Annotated in this window: 10 protein-coding genes; 2 read left to right on the plus strand and 8 right to left on the minus strand. The window is 59.3% G+C overall.

The annotated features are described in order from the left end of the window. Positions 1-179: 179 nt before the first annotated feature. The 7 genes from E4P00_RS11305 to E4P00_RS11335 all read right to left on the minus strand — a co-directional run bounded on the left by E4P00_RS11305 (position 180) and on the right by E4P00_RS11335 (position 15,744). A complete protein-coding gene (locus E4P00_RS11305) occupies positions 180-1,325 on the minus strand; it encodes an HlyD family secretion protein (RefSeq protein ID WP_005789334.1) in 1,146 nt (381 codons plus the stop codon). Beyond that, positions 1,322-2,965 (minus strand): MFS transporter, encoded by a 1,644-nt coding sequence (locus E4P00_RS11310; RefSeq protein ID WP_005789335.1) that lies wholly within the window; start codon positions 2,963-2,965, stop codon positions 1,322-1,324. The genes E4P00_RS11305 and E4P00_RS11310 overlap by 4 nt, the downstream gene beginning before the upstream one ends. Positions 2,966-3,126: 161 nt before the next feature. Then, the gene (locus E4P00_RS11315) at positions 3,127-7,800 is read right to left on the minus strand and encodes an SET domain-containing protein-lysine N-methyltransferase (protein ID WP_248131488.1); all 4,674 of its coding nucleotides are present in this window, start codon (positions 7,798-7,800) and stop codon (positions 3,127-3,129) included. 96 nt (positions 7,801-7,896) lie between these two features. Continuing rightward, positions 7,897-12,996, minus strand: a complete 5,100-nt coding sequence (locus E4P00_RS11320; protein WP_248131490.1) for an SET domain-containing protein-lysine N-methyltransferase — start codon at positions 12,994-12,996, stop codon at positions 7,897-7,899. A gap of 309 nt (positions 12,997-13,305) precedes the next feature. Beyond that, positions 13,306-14,112, minus strand: coding sequence for a sulfite exporter TauE/SafE family protein (locus E4P00_RS11325; RefSeq protein ID WP_005789338.1), 807 nt, complete (start codon positions 14,110-14,112; stop codon positions 13,306-13,308). Next, complete coding sequence (locus tag E4P00_RS11330) at positions 14,113-15,357, minus strand: FAD/NAD(P)-binding oxidoreductase (protein ID WP_216091760.1); 1,245 nt, start codon at positions 15,355-15,357, stop codon at positions 14,113-14,115. 51 nt (positions 15,358-15,408) lie between these two features. Next, positions 15,409-15,744, minus strand: coding sequence for a metalloregulator ArsR/SmtB family transcription factor (locus E4P00_RS11335; RefSeq protein ID WP_005789341.1), 336 nt, complete (start codon positions 15,742-15,744; stop codon positions 15,409-15,411). Between the two features lie 94 nt (positions 15,745-15,838). Here E4P00_RS11335 and E4P00_RS11340 point away from each other — a divergent pair, with 94 nt between their 5' ends. Continuing rightward, complete coding sequence (locus tag E4P00_RS11340) at positions 15,839-16,702, plus strand: MBL fold metallo-hydrolase (protein ID WP_248131492.1); 864 nt, start codon at positions 15,839-15,841, stop codon at positions 16,700-16,702. 118 nt (positions 16,703-16,820) lie between these two features. On the opposite strand, the gene bkdR is transcribed toward E4P00_RS11340, so the two are convergent. Continuing rightward, on the minus strand, positions 16,821-17,309 hold the full coding sequence (gene bkdR, locus E4P00_RS11345) for a Bkd operon transcriptional regulator BkdR (RefSeq protein ID WP_005789440.1): 489 nt from the start codon (positions 17,307-17,309) through the stop codon (positions 16,821-16,823). A gap of 195 nt (positions 17,310-17,504) precedes the next feature. On the opposite strand from bkdR, the gene E4P00_RS11350 reads away from it, so the two are divergent. Continuing rightward, positions 17,505-18,740, plus strand: a complete 1,236-nt coding sequence (locus E4P00_RS11350) for a 3-methyl-2-oxobutanoate dehydrogenase (2-methylpropanoyl-transferring) subunit alpha (RefSeq protein ID WP_005789442.1) — start codon at positions 17,505-17,507, stop codon at positions 18,738-18,740. The last annotated feature ends 1 nt before the right edge of the window (position 18,741 follow it).

Below are 18,741 nucleotides of genomic sequence, written 5' to 3' on the forward strand. Positions count from 1 at the left end.
GCCAGCGTGGTTTAACGGGGCGCCTGAGATCAAAAGCAGATCAAGATCAAGATCAAGAGCAAGAGCGGCTCGCTGCGCATCATGGTTACTGTTGGCGAATGCAAAGTTGTGTAGATACCTGTGCTAATCGGGAGCAAGCCCCCTCCCACATTTTGCTCTGCACTGTGTCAGTATCAGTGTCAGGGTGGGCTGTTTTTCAGGCGCCCTGCCGTATCGATACTCACCACCACCGACAACCCAGGTCGCAACCGCTCGCTCTCGGCCTGGTCCGGGTCCACGGTAATCCTCACTGGCACGCGCTGGGCGATCTTGACGAAGTTGCCGGTGGCGTTATCCGCCTGCAACAGGCTGAACTCCGAGCCGGTTGCCGGCGAGATATGCTGCACCGTGCCATGGAATTTGCGATGGTTCAGCGCGTCAACGGTGAAGGTTACCGGCTGGCCGACCTGCACATTGTCCATCTGGGTTTCCTTCATGTTGGCGATCACCCACAGCTGCTTGGGCACCAGGGCCATCAATTGCGCGCCGGAGTTAACGTAGGCACCCAGGCGCACGCCGATCTGCCCCAACTGACCATCGCGTGGCGCGGTGATGCGGGTGTTGGACAAATCGATCCGCGCCAGCTCCACCGCCGCCTCGGCACTGGCGACTGCCGCTTCCAGGGAGCCGCGATTGACGATCACTGTTTGCAGGTCTTGCCGGGCAATTTCCAGGCTGGCCTGGGCCTGGGCTACGGCGGCAATGGTCTGGGCATTGGCGGCGCGGGTCACGTCCAGTTCGCGCTTGGACACCGAGCCATCGCTGATCAATTCTTCGTTGCGACGCAAGTCAGCGGTACTCTTGCGCGCCTGGGCCTGGCTGTCGACCAGCGCGGCCTGACGCAGCTTGATGGTCGCTTCGGCGCTGTTGCGTTGCTGCACCACATTGGCCAGCGACGCTTTCTGCACCGCCAGTTGCGCCAGGGCCTGGTCCAGGCGCTGTTTGTAGATGCGGTCATCCAGGCGTACCAGCAGGTCGCCCGCTTTTACATACTGGAAATCCTGCACCGGTACTTCGAACACATAGCCGCCAAGTTGCGGGCCGATAATCGTCACCTGCCCGCGCACCAGAGCGTTTTCGGTGGTTTCCACCGCACTGCTGAACGGCGGCAATTGCCAGGCGTACAGCACGATCAGCACACCAATGATGGCGATGGCGGCAAAACCCAGGGACGAGATGATGCGCACGCGCAAAGGTCGCAATTGGGTGGGCACGGCGCCCGGTGGCGTGCTGCCTTCCGGTGTGGCAGCGATGGCGGTTGTGGTGGTGGTTGAAGGTTCGGTCATGAAGTCGCGCCGCTGGGTTGAACAGGAGGGATTGCCTTGGTGGTGCTCATCAACCATAGACTGCGGGTGAAGATCCACAGCATGGTCAGGATCGCAATAATCGCGATCAGCATGAACACATCGTTGTAAGCCATTACATTCGCTTCACGGGTGGCCGCCGTGGCCAGGCTGCGGATGCCCATCAGGTTGCGCAGTTCCGGGTCGGCGACGATGCCACCGTAGGCCGACCCGCCGCTCTGCACTCGCGCAGCTACACGGGGGTCGATCAAGGTCAGGTGCTCGACGATCATGCTTGAGTGATACTTCTCGCGCACGGTCTGGAAGGTGCCCAGCAACGCCGCGCCGATCAGGCCGCCGAGGTTCTGGCAAATCCCGAACATCACCGAGAAGCTCACCAGGTTACGCGGGTTGGTCAGCACGTTTTTCGTGCCCAGCACCATGGTCGGCCCGAGGAAGAACGTGCCGCCAAAGCCTAGCAGGAACTGGCTGATGTAGAGGTTTTGCGGGCGCGTCAGGTTGCTGGAAAAACTGTCCATCACCGAACCTGTCGCCATCAGTGCCAGGGAAATCACCAATGGCATCAACAGGTGCGCCGGGTTGATCGTCAACGCGCTGACCACCAGCCCGGCAATCGCCCCGGCCAGCATCACCACATATAAGGTATGCATTTGCTGGTAGCTCATGTTCAGCATTTGCATGAACCCCACCGCACCGGTGGATTGCTCGGACAGCACCATGCGAATCAGCACTACCGCCAAGGCCAGGCGAATCATCACGCCGCTGCCCAGCCAGCGCGTCATCAGCATCGGGTTGCTGCGGTTATGCTCGATGGCCAGCCCCGCCATGATCAGTACCAGCGAGCAGGCCGAGGCCACACCGATCCACGGCGCTTCCAGCCACCAGTCGATACGCCCCAGGGACAGCACCGCACACAGTAAAGCAACGCCAGTGGCAAGGATGGCGAAGGTGAGGAAGTCGAGTTTTTCAAAGGTCTTGAAGCGGTCACCGGGCGGCAGCTTGAGCAGGAACACGCAACCCAGGCAGATCAGCGCCAGGCCCAGTTCAAACAGGTACAACCCGCGCCATTCGGCGATCTGCAGCAAGTCTTCGGAAAACAGCCGCGCCAGGGGCAGCGCCAATTGCGCGGTGCCCAGCCCCAGCACCAGAGCTTTCAAGCGCCACTTGGCCGGGAACGCCTGGATCATGTAGTACAAACCCAACGAACTCAGCGCCGCGCCGACCATGCCGTGAGCCGCCCTCACCGCAATGGCCGAGTTGAGGTCGTTGACAAACAAGTGGCCGAAAGTCACCAGCGCATACAACACCAGGAACACTTCGGTAAACGCACGCAGGCCGAACTGCTGACGAAACTTCACCAGCAGCAGGTTCATGCACACGTTGGTCATGACATACGCGGCGGGCAGCCAGGCCATTTCCGCGGTGGTCGCGCCCAGTGCGCCTTGCAGGTATTGCAGGTTGGCGATAACCAGGGCATTGCCCAGGCCACCGGTGATTGCTACCAGCACGCCTACCAGCGCAAACAGCCAGCGCTTGTGGGTGGGGTGCAGCGGCGTCGACGGCGAGCCGGGCAGGCTCGGCCGCTCGTGGGGCTGCCAGGTGTGGGGGGTGTATTTATCCATTCGGTGACCTTGGTGAGCCGACGTGCAAGGTCGGTGAAGCGCTTACTCAGGTAGTAGTAAACCTGAGCAGCGCTCATCTTTCCATGGCGAACGCACAATTGATCTTCAAACGGCCGAAAGGCGGCATCGGCTGGCCCACTGCCTGCGCCGAGCGGCTCACCTCAACGATCGGGGTCCGGCTTGATCGCTATCTCAGGCACAGGGTTATAGAACGGCCCATAGTCGAGCAGCAATTCATCACCTTTCTTGATGTCTTTGAGCGCCACATAGAACGTCAGGTTTTTCCCGACCGCCACGGAAACGACATTGTTCGACTTCCACGCTGGCCCATTGCGCAGTTGCGAGGTATTGATCAGGCTCAGAGTGTTACCCGTGTGCAACCCACTCACCGTACGCACACCCGAACGTGTACCGAACAGGTAAGTCAGTACAGCCCGGGAGCCTTGCTTACGTTGCTCCTTGAACAACGACGCCTCGTCTGCATGGTACTTGCCGGCATACGGGCCAAGCACTTCAAATTGGGGGATATCGCGCCGCGCCCACACCGATGCGCCGCGCGCCGGCCCACCATCATCCAGCGGCGTGACCACTTCCAGGACTTCATCAAACCGGGACTGGTGCTGGCATTCGGTCCGCAGCCAGTCTTTGATCGACGCCTTGATCCGGGCTGAAACGCGTGCCTTGGTTGCGCTATCCAGACCGTCAAGCACACCATTCCAGTGGGCGATACGGATGTCCTCGATAGGGCCTTCAAGTGATTGGGTCAAGCTGAGCCTGGGGTTCGTCGGGTCCTGCAGAATCGGCAGAGTATTGTCGATCTGATGACGAGGTAGTACAGGGGAAACGTCGGGTTCAACCTTGATAACGACGATGTCCGAAGACGAACCTGGGATCTGTTCGCTGTGTGGCGTGTCGGTGGGAGTGTTCAGATCCGAAGATTTCGACGGCGGCGGATCCAGAGGGTCTTGCGCAGGCCGTTTTCGTGTTGCACTCGCAGCCGGTTGCTCGGGCACGGGGAGCTGCGGGATATCTTGCTCTGCCCGATTGAGGCGTTGCACGGTCGCCGCTTTTAAAGAGCCATCGGCGTTAACGGACTGATGCCAAGTGTTTGGGTTGAGCCCATGTTGGCTCAAAAACTGCGACTGCGTGACTGACCTGTTCGATTGAGCGAAGAGCGCCCGCCACTGGCGTAGATGGTCATCAGTAAGCGCGGTATAGGTGAGACCGGCCGCCCTGTTCAACAACGCTTCACCGGCCGGCCCAAGGCCACCATCTTGCCGCACACCATTTTTGAACGTACTCGGATTAAGGTGATGATGGCCGGCAAATCCGTTCATGGTCATTGCGTCACGCGCCTGCTGCGTCTTGCTTTGCCAATCACGTATATGCGTTTCGGTCAGCATTTTGAAGGGTGTATTGGCCGCGCGGTCGCGCACAATCTTGCCGGTATCACTCAACTGGCCGTCAGGCTGCACATAGTAGGCAAAGGTTTTCGGCGAGAGGTTCCTCTGTTGGGCAAAGTCTTCACGGGTAATGCTTCGCGGTTGCGCGGGCGACAACGCCTCCCACTCCTGTAGATGTTCACCCGTAATGATCTGTTTGCGTGCCGAAGTCTGGAAGGTGGGGGCGAGCGCGGTGTTTTGCTCGGCCTGATTGAGACGTCGCACGGCCGCCTCTTTCAAGGAACCATCCTTTTTAACGAAGCGACTCCAACTGCCTGGGCTGAGCCTGTGTTGGCTCATGAACTGCGCTGACGTCACTACGTTGTTCGGTTGTGCCAAGAGCGTGCGCCACTGGTGTAGATGCTCATCGGTAATTACCTCATAGGCAGTACCGGCAGCCCTGCCCAATAGCTCTTCACCCTCTGGCCCAAGGCTGCCATCGACCCGCACATAATTTTTGAGCGTATGCGAATTCAGGTGATGATGAACGGCAAAACCGTCTATGGTCATGGCGCCACGCTCATGCTGAGTCATGCTTCGCCAACTCTGGATATGCGCTTCGTCCACCTTGTTGAACGGCGTGTTGGCGGGGCGGTTACGCACGATCAAGCCGGTTTCGCTCAGTCGACCGTCAGCTTTCACACAGTACTCAAACGTTTTCCAGGGCAGTTGGTGCTGGCGGGCAAAGCCCTTGGGGGTAAGCCTTATTTGCTCCTGGCGCGGCAATGCTTCCCACGCCTGCAAATGTTCAGCGGTGATTTGCTTTGCACCACCGGTTGCCCCCAGGCGGTGCCATTGGTCACCCTGTATATGCTGGACCAACAACTCGGTCTGCCGGTTGTTGTGATAAACCCGGGCCTGCACAACGCCGTCCTCCGTGCGCGACACCTGGCGGACTTCGTACACCGCCGCCTTACCGTGGCTGTCGATATGACGTATATGAGACAGGTGCCCATCGGCGGCCACATACACGCCCTGGCCATTACGTGAAAGGCCAGCAATACGCGACTCAGGCACGTTGAACTGACCAAACCATTCATGGCTCAGTTCGCTCACTTCTTCGAGGTGCGGAGCGCCCACCTTACCGGCGACAGCCTGGGTTGCGACCACGAACTCTTCGAGCGGGCTGCCATAGGGTCGCATCGCGTCGGCATCAAAAGCATACCAATGGCCGTTCTTGAGCACGGCGGCTCCCTCCACCGTCTGTTCGGCCACCTTCACCACGCCTGTCGCCGCTGCGTCATACTGCTTGCTGATCGCCTTCAATACGTCGTAACTGCCGGTGGCACCTCTGAGTTTATTGACGGTTTTGGACAGTACATACAAGCCGCCGCTGCCCACTAGCCTTGCCAAATCCCCCAAACCACCCACCGGATTGAGCAAGTCAATCGTGGCGACGCCAATGACTTTGGCAGCCTTTAGCACCTTTGCACCGCTGGAGAGAACAGCGCTGCCGATCTTGAGCAGTTTTCCAGCCGTGGCGGCCCCCGCAGTAACAAAGCCGAAGATGTCCAGCATGAGATCAAATGCTGCCTCACCATATTTACCATTCTGAATATTGACGATGGCCGATCTGAAGGGGATCAGGTTCAACAAAAAATCGTTCAACGGCTTGGGGCTGTAATACTCGTCGAGGGGTGTCTGCCCGCGCGCCTGTTCTTTTATAGCGGGATCATCGAGATCAAGGTGTTGGACAAAGGCGTCGGCAATCGAACGGGATCGAGCGCTGGTGAAACTATTCACAAGTGCGTCACTCAACGGGCGTTCACGACCCAGATCATCTGCGTTATGACGGGGCGTGAACGCTTTGGTCGTAGAAACATTTTTGCCTGCCCTGGACTCCTGAACCTGCGCTGCGTACACGCTCGCCCTTTCAATCGAGCCTTTATTGAAGTCGATGACGTAGGCTTTTGTTGTGCCATGCCATTCAGTTTTGACCAACAGTCCAGGTTTATTTTGAGCCTGCGTATTATTGAAATGACCATCCATGACGTATGAGCCTTCTTGGAAAAAGCTGATTTTTCCAAACTCCAAGTTCCTCCTATCCGCAGATGGTAGCTGCGAGATCAGGTGCCTGACGGTTGTATTGATCGCAGCCTTTTTTGCTTGGATGGCGCTGGTGAACTGCTGTTCGAAAGCCTCCCGAACGCCGAACGTAGGATTATTGTTCAGCGCCTCTACGGGGATGCGGGAGTCGCTCGACTTCAGCGGCCTCGGATTCGGCAAGTCCATCTTGGCGTAGTCCAAGAGTGAGTGAGTGCCGCTTATCCCGTTTTGCCCGTGCTCCACGCGAGACGCATCTGTGCTGAGTGCTTTGACTTCAAACAGCGCGCCCAAGTCTCCAAACCGTTCCTGCAACTTGATCTGTGCGATTTCTGTTCGCGTCGGTATTGCCTTGTCCAGTATTTTTGAAGCAGACATCCGCTCATCAAGCTGTTGGTTGAACTCGGTTCTGACGGTTTCAAGTTGTGCGGCGGTGTAGGTGTCAGCGTTTCTTTTGGGGATGATTTCATTCGCAACGCCCCAATCGAGTAACGCGGCAGTCTGGGCATGCTGAGTGGCCACAGGGTCAACCCGTCGGGCGTTTTCAGCCTCGCTCATGACCTGCGCAAACGTCATGCCGGGAACTTTGCCCGGTGCCTGCGCTTCGCTCGTCATGGCGGCAATCGTCAGGTTGGCCCAGGCCTGGCTGCCGACTTTCACCGTCGGGGGAATGTCTTTGATCAGAAACTGCGGAGCCGACTTGGCCAGCAACAGGTACGCACCGACTTTTGCCAGCGCAACGCTGGTTTTGCCGGTGCGACTTAAGTGTTCGGCCAAGCCTTCCACGACTGCCGATGGGGGGTGGCCCCAATAATGGTCACTGGCCAGGTCGAACCCAGCTATTTTGTTGCGCGCCGGGGCGCTGATCGACTCATGATCCATCTGCAACGCGATGCCTGCCAGCAGGTAATCCGTCACGCTGCTCGCGCTGTCAATGCCCTGCATTCTTTGTTGCAGCGCTTTGCCCATCCGTTGTCCCTGGGGGGAACGGATCAGCGCTTCGAGCATCTTGGCAGGGTCGTCCTGCACAGACGCCGGGAGAGGCTGGCGATACCGCAAGAACTCCAGCACGCCGCCTTTGGTTTGCATCACCAGCGGCTGATCGCCCAGATGATGTGCGTGATTCATCGTGATAAGACGCAAGCGTCGTTGTTCGTCTGCGCTCAAGGGAACCGGCCAGGACAATGCCCCGCCCAGATGCCCCAGCGAGGGGGCGGGGTTGCCGGGCAACGGCACATCCTGGTTGGGAGGCTGGGGAGTCAACGAGGTGTCGGTCACGGGCGCCGACTGATTTTCAGCAGCAGGCGGTGAAAGCGAAAAATGCGTGTGTGCCGCGCTAATGCTTGTCATAAAAAACGACCTGTCCATTGTCGAGGAAGCGTCCTGACGAAAGCGCCTGCTGGCGCTTTCGCTCGGGGGCGGAGGCTGACGCGCCGAGCACTGAACTCAGCGATCAGGATCCGGTTTGATCGCAATATCAGGTACCGGTTTATAGAACGGTCCATAGTCCAGCAATAACTCTTCCCCTTTCTTGATGTCCTTCAGCGCCACGTAGAACGTCAGGTTTTTCCCGACCGAGATGGACACGACATTGTTGGACCTCCACGCTGGCCCATCGCCCAGTTGCGAGGTGTTGATCAGGCTCAGGGTGTTGCCCGTGTGCAGCCCACTCACCGTCCGCGTACCCGAACGGGTACCAAACAGGTAGGTCATTACAGCCCGCGAGCCTTGCTTGCGTTGCTCCTCGAACAACGACGCCTCGTCTGGGTGATATTTGCCTGCATACGGACCAAGCACTTCATATTGAGGAATATCGCGCCGCGCCCACACCGAAGCGCCGCGAGCCGGCCCACCATCGTCCAGCGGCGTGACCACTTCCATAGCCTCCTCAAACCGAGACTGGTGTTGACCTTCGGTTCGCAGCCAGTCTTTGATCGATTCCTTGATTTGGGCTGAAACGCGCGCCTTTGTTGCGCTATCCAGCCCGTCAAGCACACCATTCCAGTAGGCGATACGGATGTCATCGATAGGACCTTCAAGTGCTTGAGTCAAGCTGAGCCTGGGGTTCGCCGGGTCCTGCAGGATCGGCAGTGTGTTGTCGATCTGATGGCGGGGCAGTGTCTGGAAATCACTGGGCTCAACCTTGATAACGACAGGCGGGACTGCCAACGCTGGCCCCGGGGCCTCTACGCCCTGAGGCGTATCGGCGTGCAAGGTCAGATCCGCAACCTTCGCTTGCGGCGGGTCCAGAGGGTCTGATGCCGGTCGTTTTCGTGCCGTATCCACAGCAGGTTGCTGGGGCGTGAGACGCGGTCCAGTGTTTTGCTGTAACCGTTCGAGACGTTGGACAGCAATCGCTGTAAAGGAGCCGTCACTTTTAACGTACTTCGTCCAGACGCTTGGATTAAGCCTGTGCTGGTGCAAGAACTGCGCTTGCGTCATTGAGTTGTCCGCATTGGTGGCAAGCACTTGCCACTGGCGCAAAAGGTCACTGGTGATCCGCCTATAGGTGCCATCGGTTGCGCTGCTCACCAGTGCTTCGCCGGTGGCCGACAGGCTGCCGTCTGCCCGTACATGTGATCTGAATGAGTGCGCACTGAGGTTATGGTGACCGGCAAAACCTTCCCTGGTCATGGCGTCCCGCGCCTGCTGTGTCATGTTTTGCCACGCCAGGATGTGCGTTTCGGTCACCTTGTCAACCGGTGTGTTGGCCGCGCGGTCGCGCACAAGCTCGCCGGCAGGGCTCAGTTTGCCGTCAGGCTGCACGTAGTGATCAAAGGTTCTCGGGGAGATGTGTCTATGTCGGACAAAGTTCTTACGGGCAGAGCCTTGCTGTTGCGCAAGCGGCAGCGCCTCCCAGTCGCGCAAATGCTCGGCGGTGATCAATAGCATCGGCGCCCTCGGAGCATGGGCCGCGGGCCCCAGTGCAGCGCGCTCAAGACGTTCCCTGGCGGTCTTTTTCAAGGAGCCGTCAGGGTTGACCCAGTCCCTCCACGTAGCAGGATGGAGCCCGTTCTCGCGGGTGAACTGCGCTTGCGTGACCGCGTTATCCGGGCTCTCGAAGTGCGCTTTCCATTGGCGAAGATGCTCATCGGTAATTCTGTTAGGGACGACCCCGGCTACCCTGTCCATCAGCTCCCTGCCGACTGGCCCCAAGGTCCCATCTCGCCGTACATGCGTTTTGAACGACCCCGGATTGACGTGATAAAGCTCGGCAAACCCTTCGAGGGTCATTACGTCACGCTGCGCCTGTGTCATGTCTTGCCAGTCACGGATGTGGGTTTCAGTCACCGGATAGAAGGGCGTGCCGGGCAGGCGGTCGCGCACTGCCACACCGGTAGCGGTCAGTTGACCATTGGGTTGCACGTAGCGCTCAAAAACTCTCGGGTGGAGGTGTTTCTGCCGGGCGAACCCCTCACGGGTAAGGCTTTGTTGTTGCTCCAAAGACAACGCCTGCCAAGCGCGCAAATGATCAGCCATGAAAAGCGGGGCCTGGCCACCGGAAGCCAGTGCGGCGTTTTTCCGTGCCTGTTCCAGGCGCTGCAAGCCCATCTCCTTTAAAGAACCATCCGCCTTGACGTACAGCTCCCAGCTACGTTGGCTGAGCCCGTGTTGACTAACAAACTGCGCAGACGTCAATGTGTTGTCCGGGCTGCTGAAAAGCTCATCCCACTGGCGTAAATGATCATCGGTAATTTGGTTGCTTCTGGGGGAAACGGACGACTTGAGCAGCGCTTCGCCCCTGATCATCGGGGTGCCATCCTGGCGCACATAGCTTTTGAATGTACCCGGCCGAAGGTTATGAAGGCCGATAAATCCGTCCAGGGTCATTTCGTCACGCGCCGCTTGTGTCATATTTTGCCAAGCACGCACATGCGTTTCGGTCACCTTATCGGTGAATGCGTTGGCGGGGCGGTCACGCACGATCACACCGGTATCGCTCAACTGGCCGTCAGGTTTCACGTAGTACTCAAAGGTTTTCTGGGGGAGGTGATTCTTTTTGGCAAAGCCCTTTCGGGTAAGACTGGCCTGTTCATCCGGCGACAACGCCTCCCAGGCCCGCAAATGTTCAGCGGTGATCTGCCCGCCACCAGGCGCCCCCAGGCGCTGCCATTCGTCACCTTGTACATGCTGGACCAGCAACTCGGTTTGCCGGTTGTTGTGATAAACCCGCGCCTGCACAACACCGTCGTCCGTGCGCGAAACCTGGCGCACCTCATATACCGCTGTATCACCATTGCTGTCGGTATGGCGTATATGCGACATGTGCCCATCGGCCGCCACATACACCCCCTGACTATTGCGTGACAGCCCCACGATTTTGCGGTCTGGCACTTTGAAGTGCCCGAACAGCTCATGGCTCAATTCACTCAGCCCATCGATGTTCGCCGTGTCCACCTCACCGTCGACAGCCTGGGTCGATACTTTGAACTGCTCAAGCGGGCTGCCATAAGGTCGCATGGCGTCAGCGTCAAATGAATACCACTTGCCGCCTTTGAGCACAGCAGCCCCTTCCACTGTCTGGCCTCCCACCTTCAAGGTGCCTGTTGCCGCGACGTCGTACTGTTTGCTGATAGTTTTCAACACGTCGTAGCTGCCAGTGGCGCCTCTGAGTTTGTTGACGGCCTTGATGCCTTTGGACAGTACATAGAGGCCAGCGGTACCCACCAACCTGGGCAGATCGCCCACCCCTCCCACAGGGTTGAGCACGTCAATGGCCGCCACACCGATGACCTTGGCCGCCCGCAATGCCTTGGCGCCGGTGGAAAGCGCCGAGCGGCCGACCTTGAGCAATTTTCCGGCGGTGGCGGTGCCGGCGGTAAGAAAGCCGAAAACATCCAGCAAGAGATCGAAAGCCCCGTCCCCGTACTTGCCGTTTTGAAAATTGACAATGGCGGACCTGAAGGGGATCAAGTTCAACAAAAACTCGCTCAACTGCGCGTTCGCCGTGTCCAAGGCCGTCTGCCCACGGGCTTGCAACTTGATAGCCGGATCGTCGAGATCCAAGTGCTCGACAAAGGCCGTGGCAATCCCATGGGATCGAGCACTGGTAAAGCTCTCCCATGGCCCGTTATCCAACGGGCGCTCACGCCCAAGATCATCTGCTTTGTGGCTGGGCGTGAACGTTTTGGTCGTCGTTACCTTGTTGCCAACCCTGTCCGCCCTGATCTTCGTATCGTAAAGGCTCGCTGTTTCAATCGTGCCTTTATTGAAGTCGATGACGTAGGTGTGCGACACGCCTTGCAGTTCAGTTTTAACCAGCAGCCCCGGTTTATTTTGACCATACGTATTATTGAAATGACCATCCATGACGTATGAGCCTTCCTGGAAAAAGCTGATTTTCCCAAACTCCAGGCGCTGGCGATCTTCCAACGGCAGTTGCGAAATCATGTGCCTGACCACTGTATTGACGGCGGCCTTTTTTTCCTCGATCGCACGGCTGAACTGCCGTTCGAATTCAGCCGGCACGCCAAACTGCCGGTTGGCGTTCAAACGCGTCAGCACCCTTCGCAGGTCATTGCCCTTGAGTGAACTGCTCGGTTCATACGCCCTGAAGAGCCGGGGTTCCAGCCAGTCGATCATGGCGATATCCAATAGCGAAATCCCTCCCCCTTCAATCGCCACGTAGTGCTGATCAATCGCGAATGCTTTCTCTTCGAAAAATGCGCCAAGGTCGCCAAAACGCTCTTTGAGCTTGGCCAGTGCGATCTCTTTTCGAGTGGGCAGTGCTGTGTCCAGTGCCTGGGAAGCAACGAGCCGGGCGTCCTGTTGCGCGTTGAATGCGACCCTTGCCGATTCAAGTTGCGCGGGGACATAGTCGCCATCCTGTCTTTTTGTGAGCACGCCGCTCGCCACGGCCCAGTCCAGCAATGCCAGGGTTTGTGCCGCTTGGGTAACTGCAGGGTCGACCCGCTGCGCTTCTTGCGCCTCACTCATGACTTGGGCAAACGTCATACCAGGGACTTTGCCGGGTGTGTGCGCCTCAATCGTCATCGCAGCCATCGTCAGGCTGGCCCACGCCTGACTGCCAACCTTTACCGTCGGGGGAATGTCTTTGATCAGAAACTGCGGTGCCGCCTTGGCCAGCAACAGGTACGCACCGACACTCGCCAGTGCAGCGCTGGTTTTGCCAGTACTGCTCAAATGTTCGGCCAAGCCGGCCACAACCTTGGAGGCGTGGTGCCCCCCACGTGTGTCACTGCCCAGGTCGAAACCGGCAACGCTGTTGCGACCGGGCGCAGTGATCGACTCAGGGTCCATCTGCAGGGCGATAGCGGCCAGCAGGTAATCGCTTGCGCTGCTTTCGCTGTCAACGCCTTGCATGGTTTGCTGTAGCGCTTTGCCCATCCGCTGCCCTTGCGGGGAGTTGACCAGTGCCTGGAGTATTTTAGCCGGGTCGTCGCCCGCCTCTGCCGGCAGCGGCTGCCGATACCGCAGAAACTCCAGCACCCCGCCCTGGGTTTGCATCACCAGCGGCTGATCGCCAAGGGCGTGTTGGTGATTCATCGTGACAAGACGCAAGCGCCGCTGTTCGCCTGCGCTCAAGGGAACCGACCAGGATAATGCGCCTCCCAGATTACCCAGCGAGGGCGCCGGGCTGCTGGGTATCGGTCTATCCTGGCTGAGACGAGGGGACGTCATTGAGGTGTCGACGCCATCGGTCACAGGTGATGACGGATGTTCATCTGTCGGCAGGGGAAGCGAAAAATGCGTACTTGCAGCGGTAATGCTTGTCATAAAACGCCTATGCGTAGTCGAGGAGTCCGGCGCTTGCGGCCGTTCACTGAGTGTCAGCACCCAATGAGGAGGTTCCCGACCAACTGCAAGACTTCGTGACCGTGCACCGGTACCGCGTCAGAGCAACGCGCTGACAAACATGCCAATCGCCACCACCCCACACAGGCTGGCGAACCCCACTTGCAACACCCGCGCGGGGATGACCGAACACAACCGCCTTCCCGCCAACATGCCGACGACACTCGCGCCGATAAACACCCAGCCCACCGGCTCGATGCTCACGCCCGCATGAAACGCACCGGCCACGCCGATCAGCGATAGCAGGCTGACCACCATCAACGACGTGGCGACGATCCCACGCATCTGCACGTCGGTCAGTTGTTTGAACGCCGGCACGATCAGGAAGCCGCCGCCCACGCCCAGCAAGCCCGATACAGCACCCGTCACAGCTCCCAGCGCAGCCAGGGTGGCGCTGCACTTGGCGGTCCAGGAGAAGCGCCCGGTTTGTTGATCCAGCATGCAATTCTTCTGGCCCCATGAAGCGGCGCCATGGTCACTCGGCCCCGCCTCGCGCTTTTCCCGTTGCAGCATGCGCCAGGCCACCAGCACCATCAGCGCGCTGAACAACCCCATCAGCACCGGCTCCGACAGTTGGTGGGCGACGAACACGCCCAACGGCGAAAACAGCGCGCCGAGCAAGGCGATCAACAACGCCGCACGGTAACGCACCAGGCCATGGCGCAAGCCATCGATGGCCCCCACCGCCGCTGCCGCACCCACTGCGAGCAACGACACCGGCGCGGCCTGGGTCATCGTCAACCCCAGCCCCAGCACCAACGCCGGCACCCCAAGGATGCCGCCGCCCGCGCCGGTCAGGCCCATGACCAGGCCCATCAATACACCCAACAGACTGGCCAGCAGCATTCAGTCCACCTTGCTCAGACGGGTCAGCCACTCGCGGCCCTTGAGCATACCGTTCCAGTAGAACCACGGCAGCAGCGTGGCCTTGAGGAACCACATCGAACGGCGCGCCCGAGTCGGGTCCAGGGGAAAGGTCGGCAGCAGCTTGCCGCCGTAGCCGAACTCGGCCAGTACCACCTTGCCCTTCTCCACCGTCAGCGGGCAGGAGCCGTAGCCGTCGTATTTGAGCGGCAATGGCGCCTGTTTGCGCAGGGCCAGCAGGTTCTCGGCCACCACCACGATTTGCTTGCGCACCGCGGCCGCCGTCTTGGCGTTGGTGGTACCGCACACATCGCCAAGGCCGAAGATATGCGGGTAGCGCAGGTGTTGCAGGCTGTGGGGGTTTACTTCGCACCAGCCGGCGGCGTCGGCAAGCTCGCTTTCGCGGATAAAGTCCGGGGCCAGCTGCGGCGGCACGACGTGCAACATATCGAAGGTTTTCTCTTCGACGCTCACGTTGCCTTCGGCGTCCTTGACTTCGAACCAGGCTTTGCGCGCCGGGCCGTCGACTTTTACCAGGTTGGAGTTGAACGCCAGGCGCGCCTTGTATTTTTCGACGTATTTCATCAACGGCGGCACAAAGGTCGCCACGCCGAACAACGCAGCGCCGGCCAGGTTGAACTCCACCTCGATGTTTTTCAGTGCGCCCTGCTTGAGCCAGTGATCACAGGACAGGTACATGGCTTTTTGCGGCGCTCCGGCGCATTTGATCGGCATGGCAGGCTGGGTGAACAGCGCCTTGCCGCCCTTGAGTTGCTGCACCAGTTGCCAGGTGTAGGCGGCGTGCTCATAGCTGTAGTTGGAGGTGACGCCGTGCTGGCCGAGGGTGTCTGGCAGGCCCTCGATCTTCTCCCAGGCCAGGCGCAGACCGGGGCAGACGATGAGGTTTTGCCAGGTGACGCGCTGACCGCTGTCGAGCACCAGGGTTTGCTCGTCGGGCAGCACTTCGCTGACGGCGGCCTGTACCCAACTGACGCCGTTGGGCAGCACTTCGGCCAGGGGGCGGCGGGTCTTTTGCAGGTCGTAGGCACCACCGCCGACCAGGGTCCAGGCCGGTTGGTAGCAGTGGTAATCGTTGGGCTCGATCAGGATGATGTTCAGCTGCGGGTCGCGCTTGAGCAGGCTGGCCAGCAGGCCGATGCCTGCCGAGCCGCCGCCGATGACTACGATATCGCCACTGATGGTGGGTCCCCAGTGTTGTTCGGTCATTGTCTACTGCCTTTTTGAGTCAATGCACACAAGGGTCGCTGCCGGATGGCGTCACGCCCAGCTTTTTATGACCGCGCCGCAATACAGCCCGGACAGGGTCTTCATCACTTGAATCACTTCATGGCTGGCCAGCCCGTAGAAAATGTATTTGCCTTCTCGGCGGGTGGCGACCAGCCCTTCATCGCGCAGGATGCCCAACTGTTGTGACAGCGTGGGCTGGCGCACGCCAGTCAGGGCTTCCAGCTCGCCAACGTTGCGCTCGCCCTGGGTCAACTGGCACAGGATCAACAGTCGGTCTTCATTGGCCAGGGCCTTGAGCAAGGAACAAGCCTTGGACGCCGACGCACGCAACTGGGCGACTTCGCCCTCACTCAAGGTAGATTCCATTTGCTTCGGGTCCTTTATGTCACTTAAGCTCAAAACATTATGTGTAAACGTAAACTGATTGTAACCACTTTTTTCTTCATTGGGGACAGCCGCCATGCCAGCGTTGATTCAAGCCTTTCTGGATGACGCATCGTCGACCTATACCTACATCGTCTATGAAGTGGATGGCGGCCCCTGCGCCATTGTCGACTCGGTACTCAACTACGACCCGGCGTCGGGGCGTACCGATACCGCCCAGGCTGACAAGGTGATCGCGTTCGTGCGCGAGCATGGCTTGCAGGTGCAGTGGTTGCTGGAAACCCACGCTCATGCCGATCATCTGTCTGCCGCGCCCTACCTGCGTCGCACCCTGGGCGGCAAGATCGCGATAGGCGAATCGATCAGCAAGGTGCAGGGTGTGTTCAAAAACCTGTTCAACCTGGAGCCGGAATTTCGCGTCGACGGATCGCAGTTCGATCACCTGTTTGCGCCGGATGAGGTCTTTCATATCGGCGGTTTGAAAGCCCAAGCCCTGCATGTGCCGGGACACACCCCTGCCGACATGGCCTACTTGATCGACGGCCGCTTGATCCTGGTGGGCGACACGCTGTTCATGCCCGACGTCGGCACCGCCCGCTGCGATTTCCCCGGCGGCGATGCGCGGCAGTTGTACGCATCGATGCGCAAGCTGTTGGCGTTCCCCTCGGATACCAAGCTGTATGTGTGCCATGACTATCCGCCAGAGGGGCGTGAGGCCAAGTGCCAGACCACTGTGGCGGAACAAAGGGCGGGGAATATTCATGTGCACGATGGGGTGGATGAAGCGGCGTTTGTAGAGATGCGCACCCAGCGTGATGCCGGGCTGGGAATGCCGACCTTGTTGCTGCCGGCGATCCAGGTGAATGTGCGGGCGGGGCATATGCCGCCGGCGGAAGAAAACGGCGTGACCTACCTGAAGATCCCCCTCAACCAACTTTGAAATACAGTAAAAAATGTGGGAGGAGGCTTGCTCCCGATAGCAGCGGAACAGCTACACATAAGTTGACTGTCACACCGCCATCGGGGCAAGCCCCCTCCCACATTTTTACCGCGTTGAGTCAGTTGCCCAGGCTGATGCCGTTGGCTGGCAGCGGCAGCGCCGTCTTGTAGCGCACCTGCTTCAAGGCAAAGCTGGAGCGAATGTTTGCCACCCCCGGCACCTTGGTCAAAAAGTCCATCATGAAACGCTCCAGCGACTGGATCGTCGGCACCAGCACGCGGATCAAATAATCCGGATCACCCGCCATCAGGTAGCACTCCATCACCTCGGGCCGGTCCGAGATCGCACCTTCGAACTGCTGCAACGCCAACTCATTCTGCTTTTCCAGGCTTACATGGATGAACACATTGACGTGCAGCCCCAGCAGGTCGGCATCCAGCAACGTGACCTGCTCACGAATCAGGCCCAGTTCTTCCATCGCCTTGACCCGGTTGAAACACGGCGTGGGCGACAGGTTGACCGAGCGGGCCAGGTCGGCGTTGGTGATGCGGGCATTCTCCTGCAGGGCGTTGAGAATGCCGATATCGGTACGGTCCAGTTTGCGCATGAGACAAAATCACCTGTTTATTATGTTTATGCAGTTTTTTTATCCGCAAATGACGGTGAGCGCAATGAAACACAGATAAATATTCTTCTACGCCACGCCTATGATTGTTGTAGGACAAGATTTCTTCTACCCGAAGACTGACTGTCAGCTAGCGCGCCCACTACAAGAAATTCACAAGATAGAGCGTAGAAAGCCATGACCCAGCCGTATGCACCGCTGCGCCTGCACGTTCCCGAACCCTCGGGCCGTCCAGGCTGCAAGACCGATTTCACCTACCTGCGTCTGACCGACGCCGGCCTGGTACGCAAACCCGCCATCGACGTAGAACCCGCCGACACCGCCGACCTGGCCAAGGGCCTGATCCGCGTGCTCGACGACCAGGGCCAGGCGCTCGGGCCGTGGGCCGAGGGTGTTTCGACCGAGATCATGCGCAAAGGCATGCGCGCCATGCTCAAGACGCGCATCTTCGACAACCGCATGGTGGTCGCCCAGCGCCAGAAAAAAATGTCGTTCTACATGCAAAGCCTTGGCGAAGAAGCCATCGGCAGTGCCCAGGCCCTGGCCTTGAACATCGACGACATGTGCTTCCCCACCTATCGCCAGCAAAGCATTCTGATGGCCCGCGACGTGCCGCTGGTAGACCTGATCTGCCAACTGCTGTCCAACGAGCGCGACCCGCTCAAGGGTCGCCAGTTGCCGATCATGTACTCGGTCAAAGAGGCGGGCTTCTTCACCATTTCCGGCAACCTCGCCACCCAATTCGTGCAGGGCGTGGGTTGGGGCATGGCTTCGGCGATCAAGGGCGATACCAAGATCGCCTCGGCCTGGATCGGCGACGGCGCCACCGCTGAATCGGACTTCCACACCGCCCTCACCTTCGCCCATGTGTACCGCGCGCCGGTGATTCTCAACGTGGTCAATAACCAATGGGCCATCTCCACCTTCCAGGCCATCGCCGGCGGTGAAGCCACCACCTTCGCCGGACGCGGCGTGGGCTGCGGCATCGCCTCCCTACGGGTAGACGGCAATGACTTTATCGCGGTGTATGCCGCCTCGGCCTGGGCTGCCGAACGCGCACGGCGCAACCTGGGGCCAACGTTGATCGAGTGGGTCACCTACCGCGCCGGCCCGCACTCCACCTCCGATGATCCGTCCAAATACCGTCCAGCCGACGACTGGAGCCACTTCCCCCTGGGCGACCCGATTGCCCGTCTCAAGCAGCACCTGATCAAGATTGGCCAGTGGTCCGAAGAGGAACATGCGGCGGTCAGTGCCGAACTTGAAGCCGAAGTGGTCAAGGCGCAGAAGGAAGCCGAACAGTACGGCACCCTCGCCGGTGGCCAGATTCCAAGCGCCGCGACCATGTTCGAGGACGTCTATAAAGAGATGCCGGAGCACTTGAAGCGCCAGCGTCAAGAGTTGGGGGTGTGAC

The sequence above is a fragment of the Pseudomonas sp. B329 genome (genome assembly GCF_023127835.1).
In the GTDB taxonomy this organism is placed as follows: domain Bacteria; phylum Pseudomonadota; class Gammaproteobacteria; order Pseudomonadales; family Pseudomonadaceae; genus Aquipseudomonas; species Aquipseudomonas synxantha_A.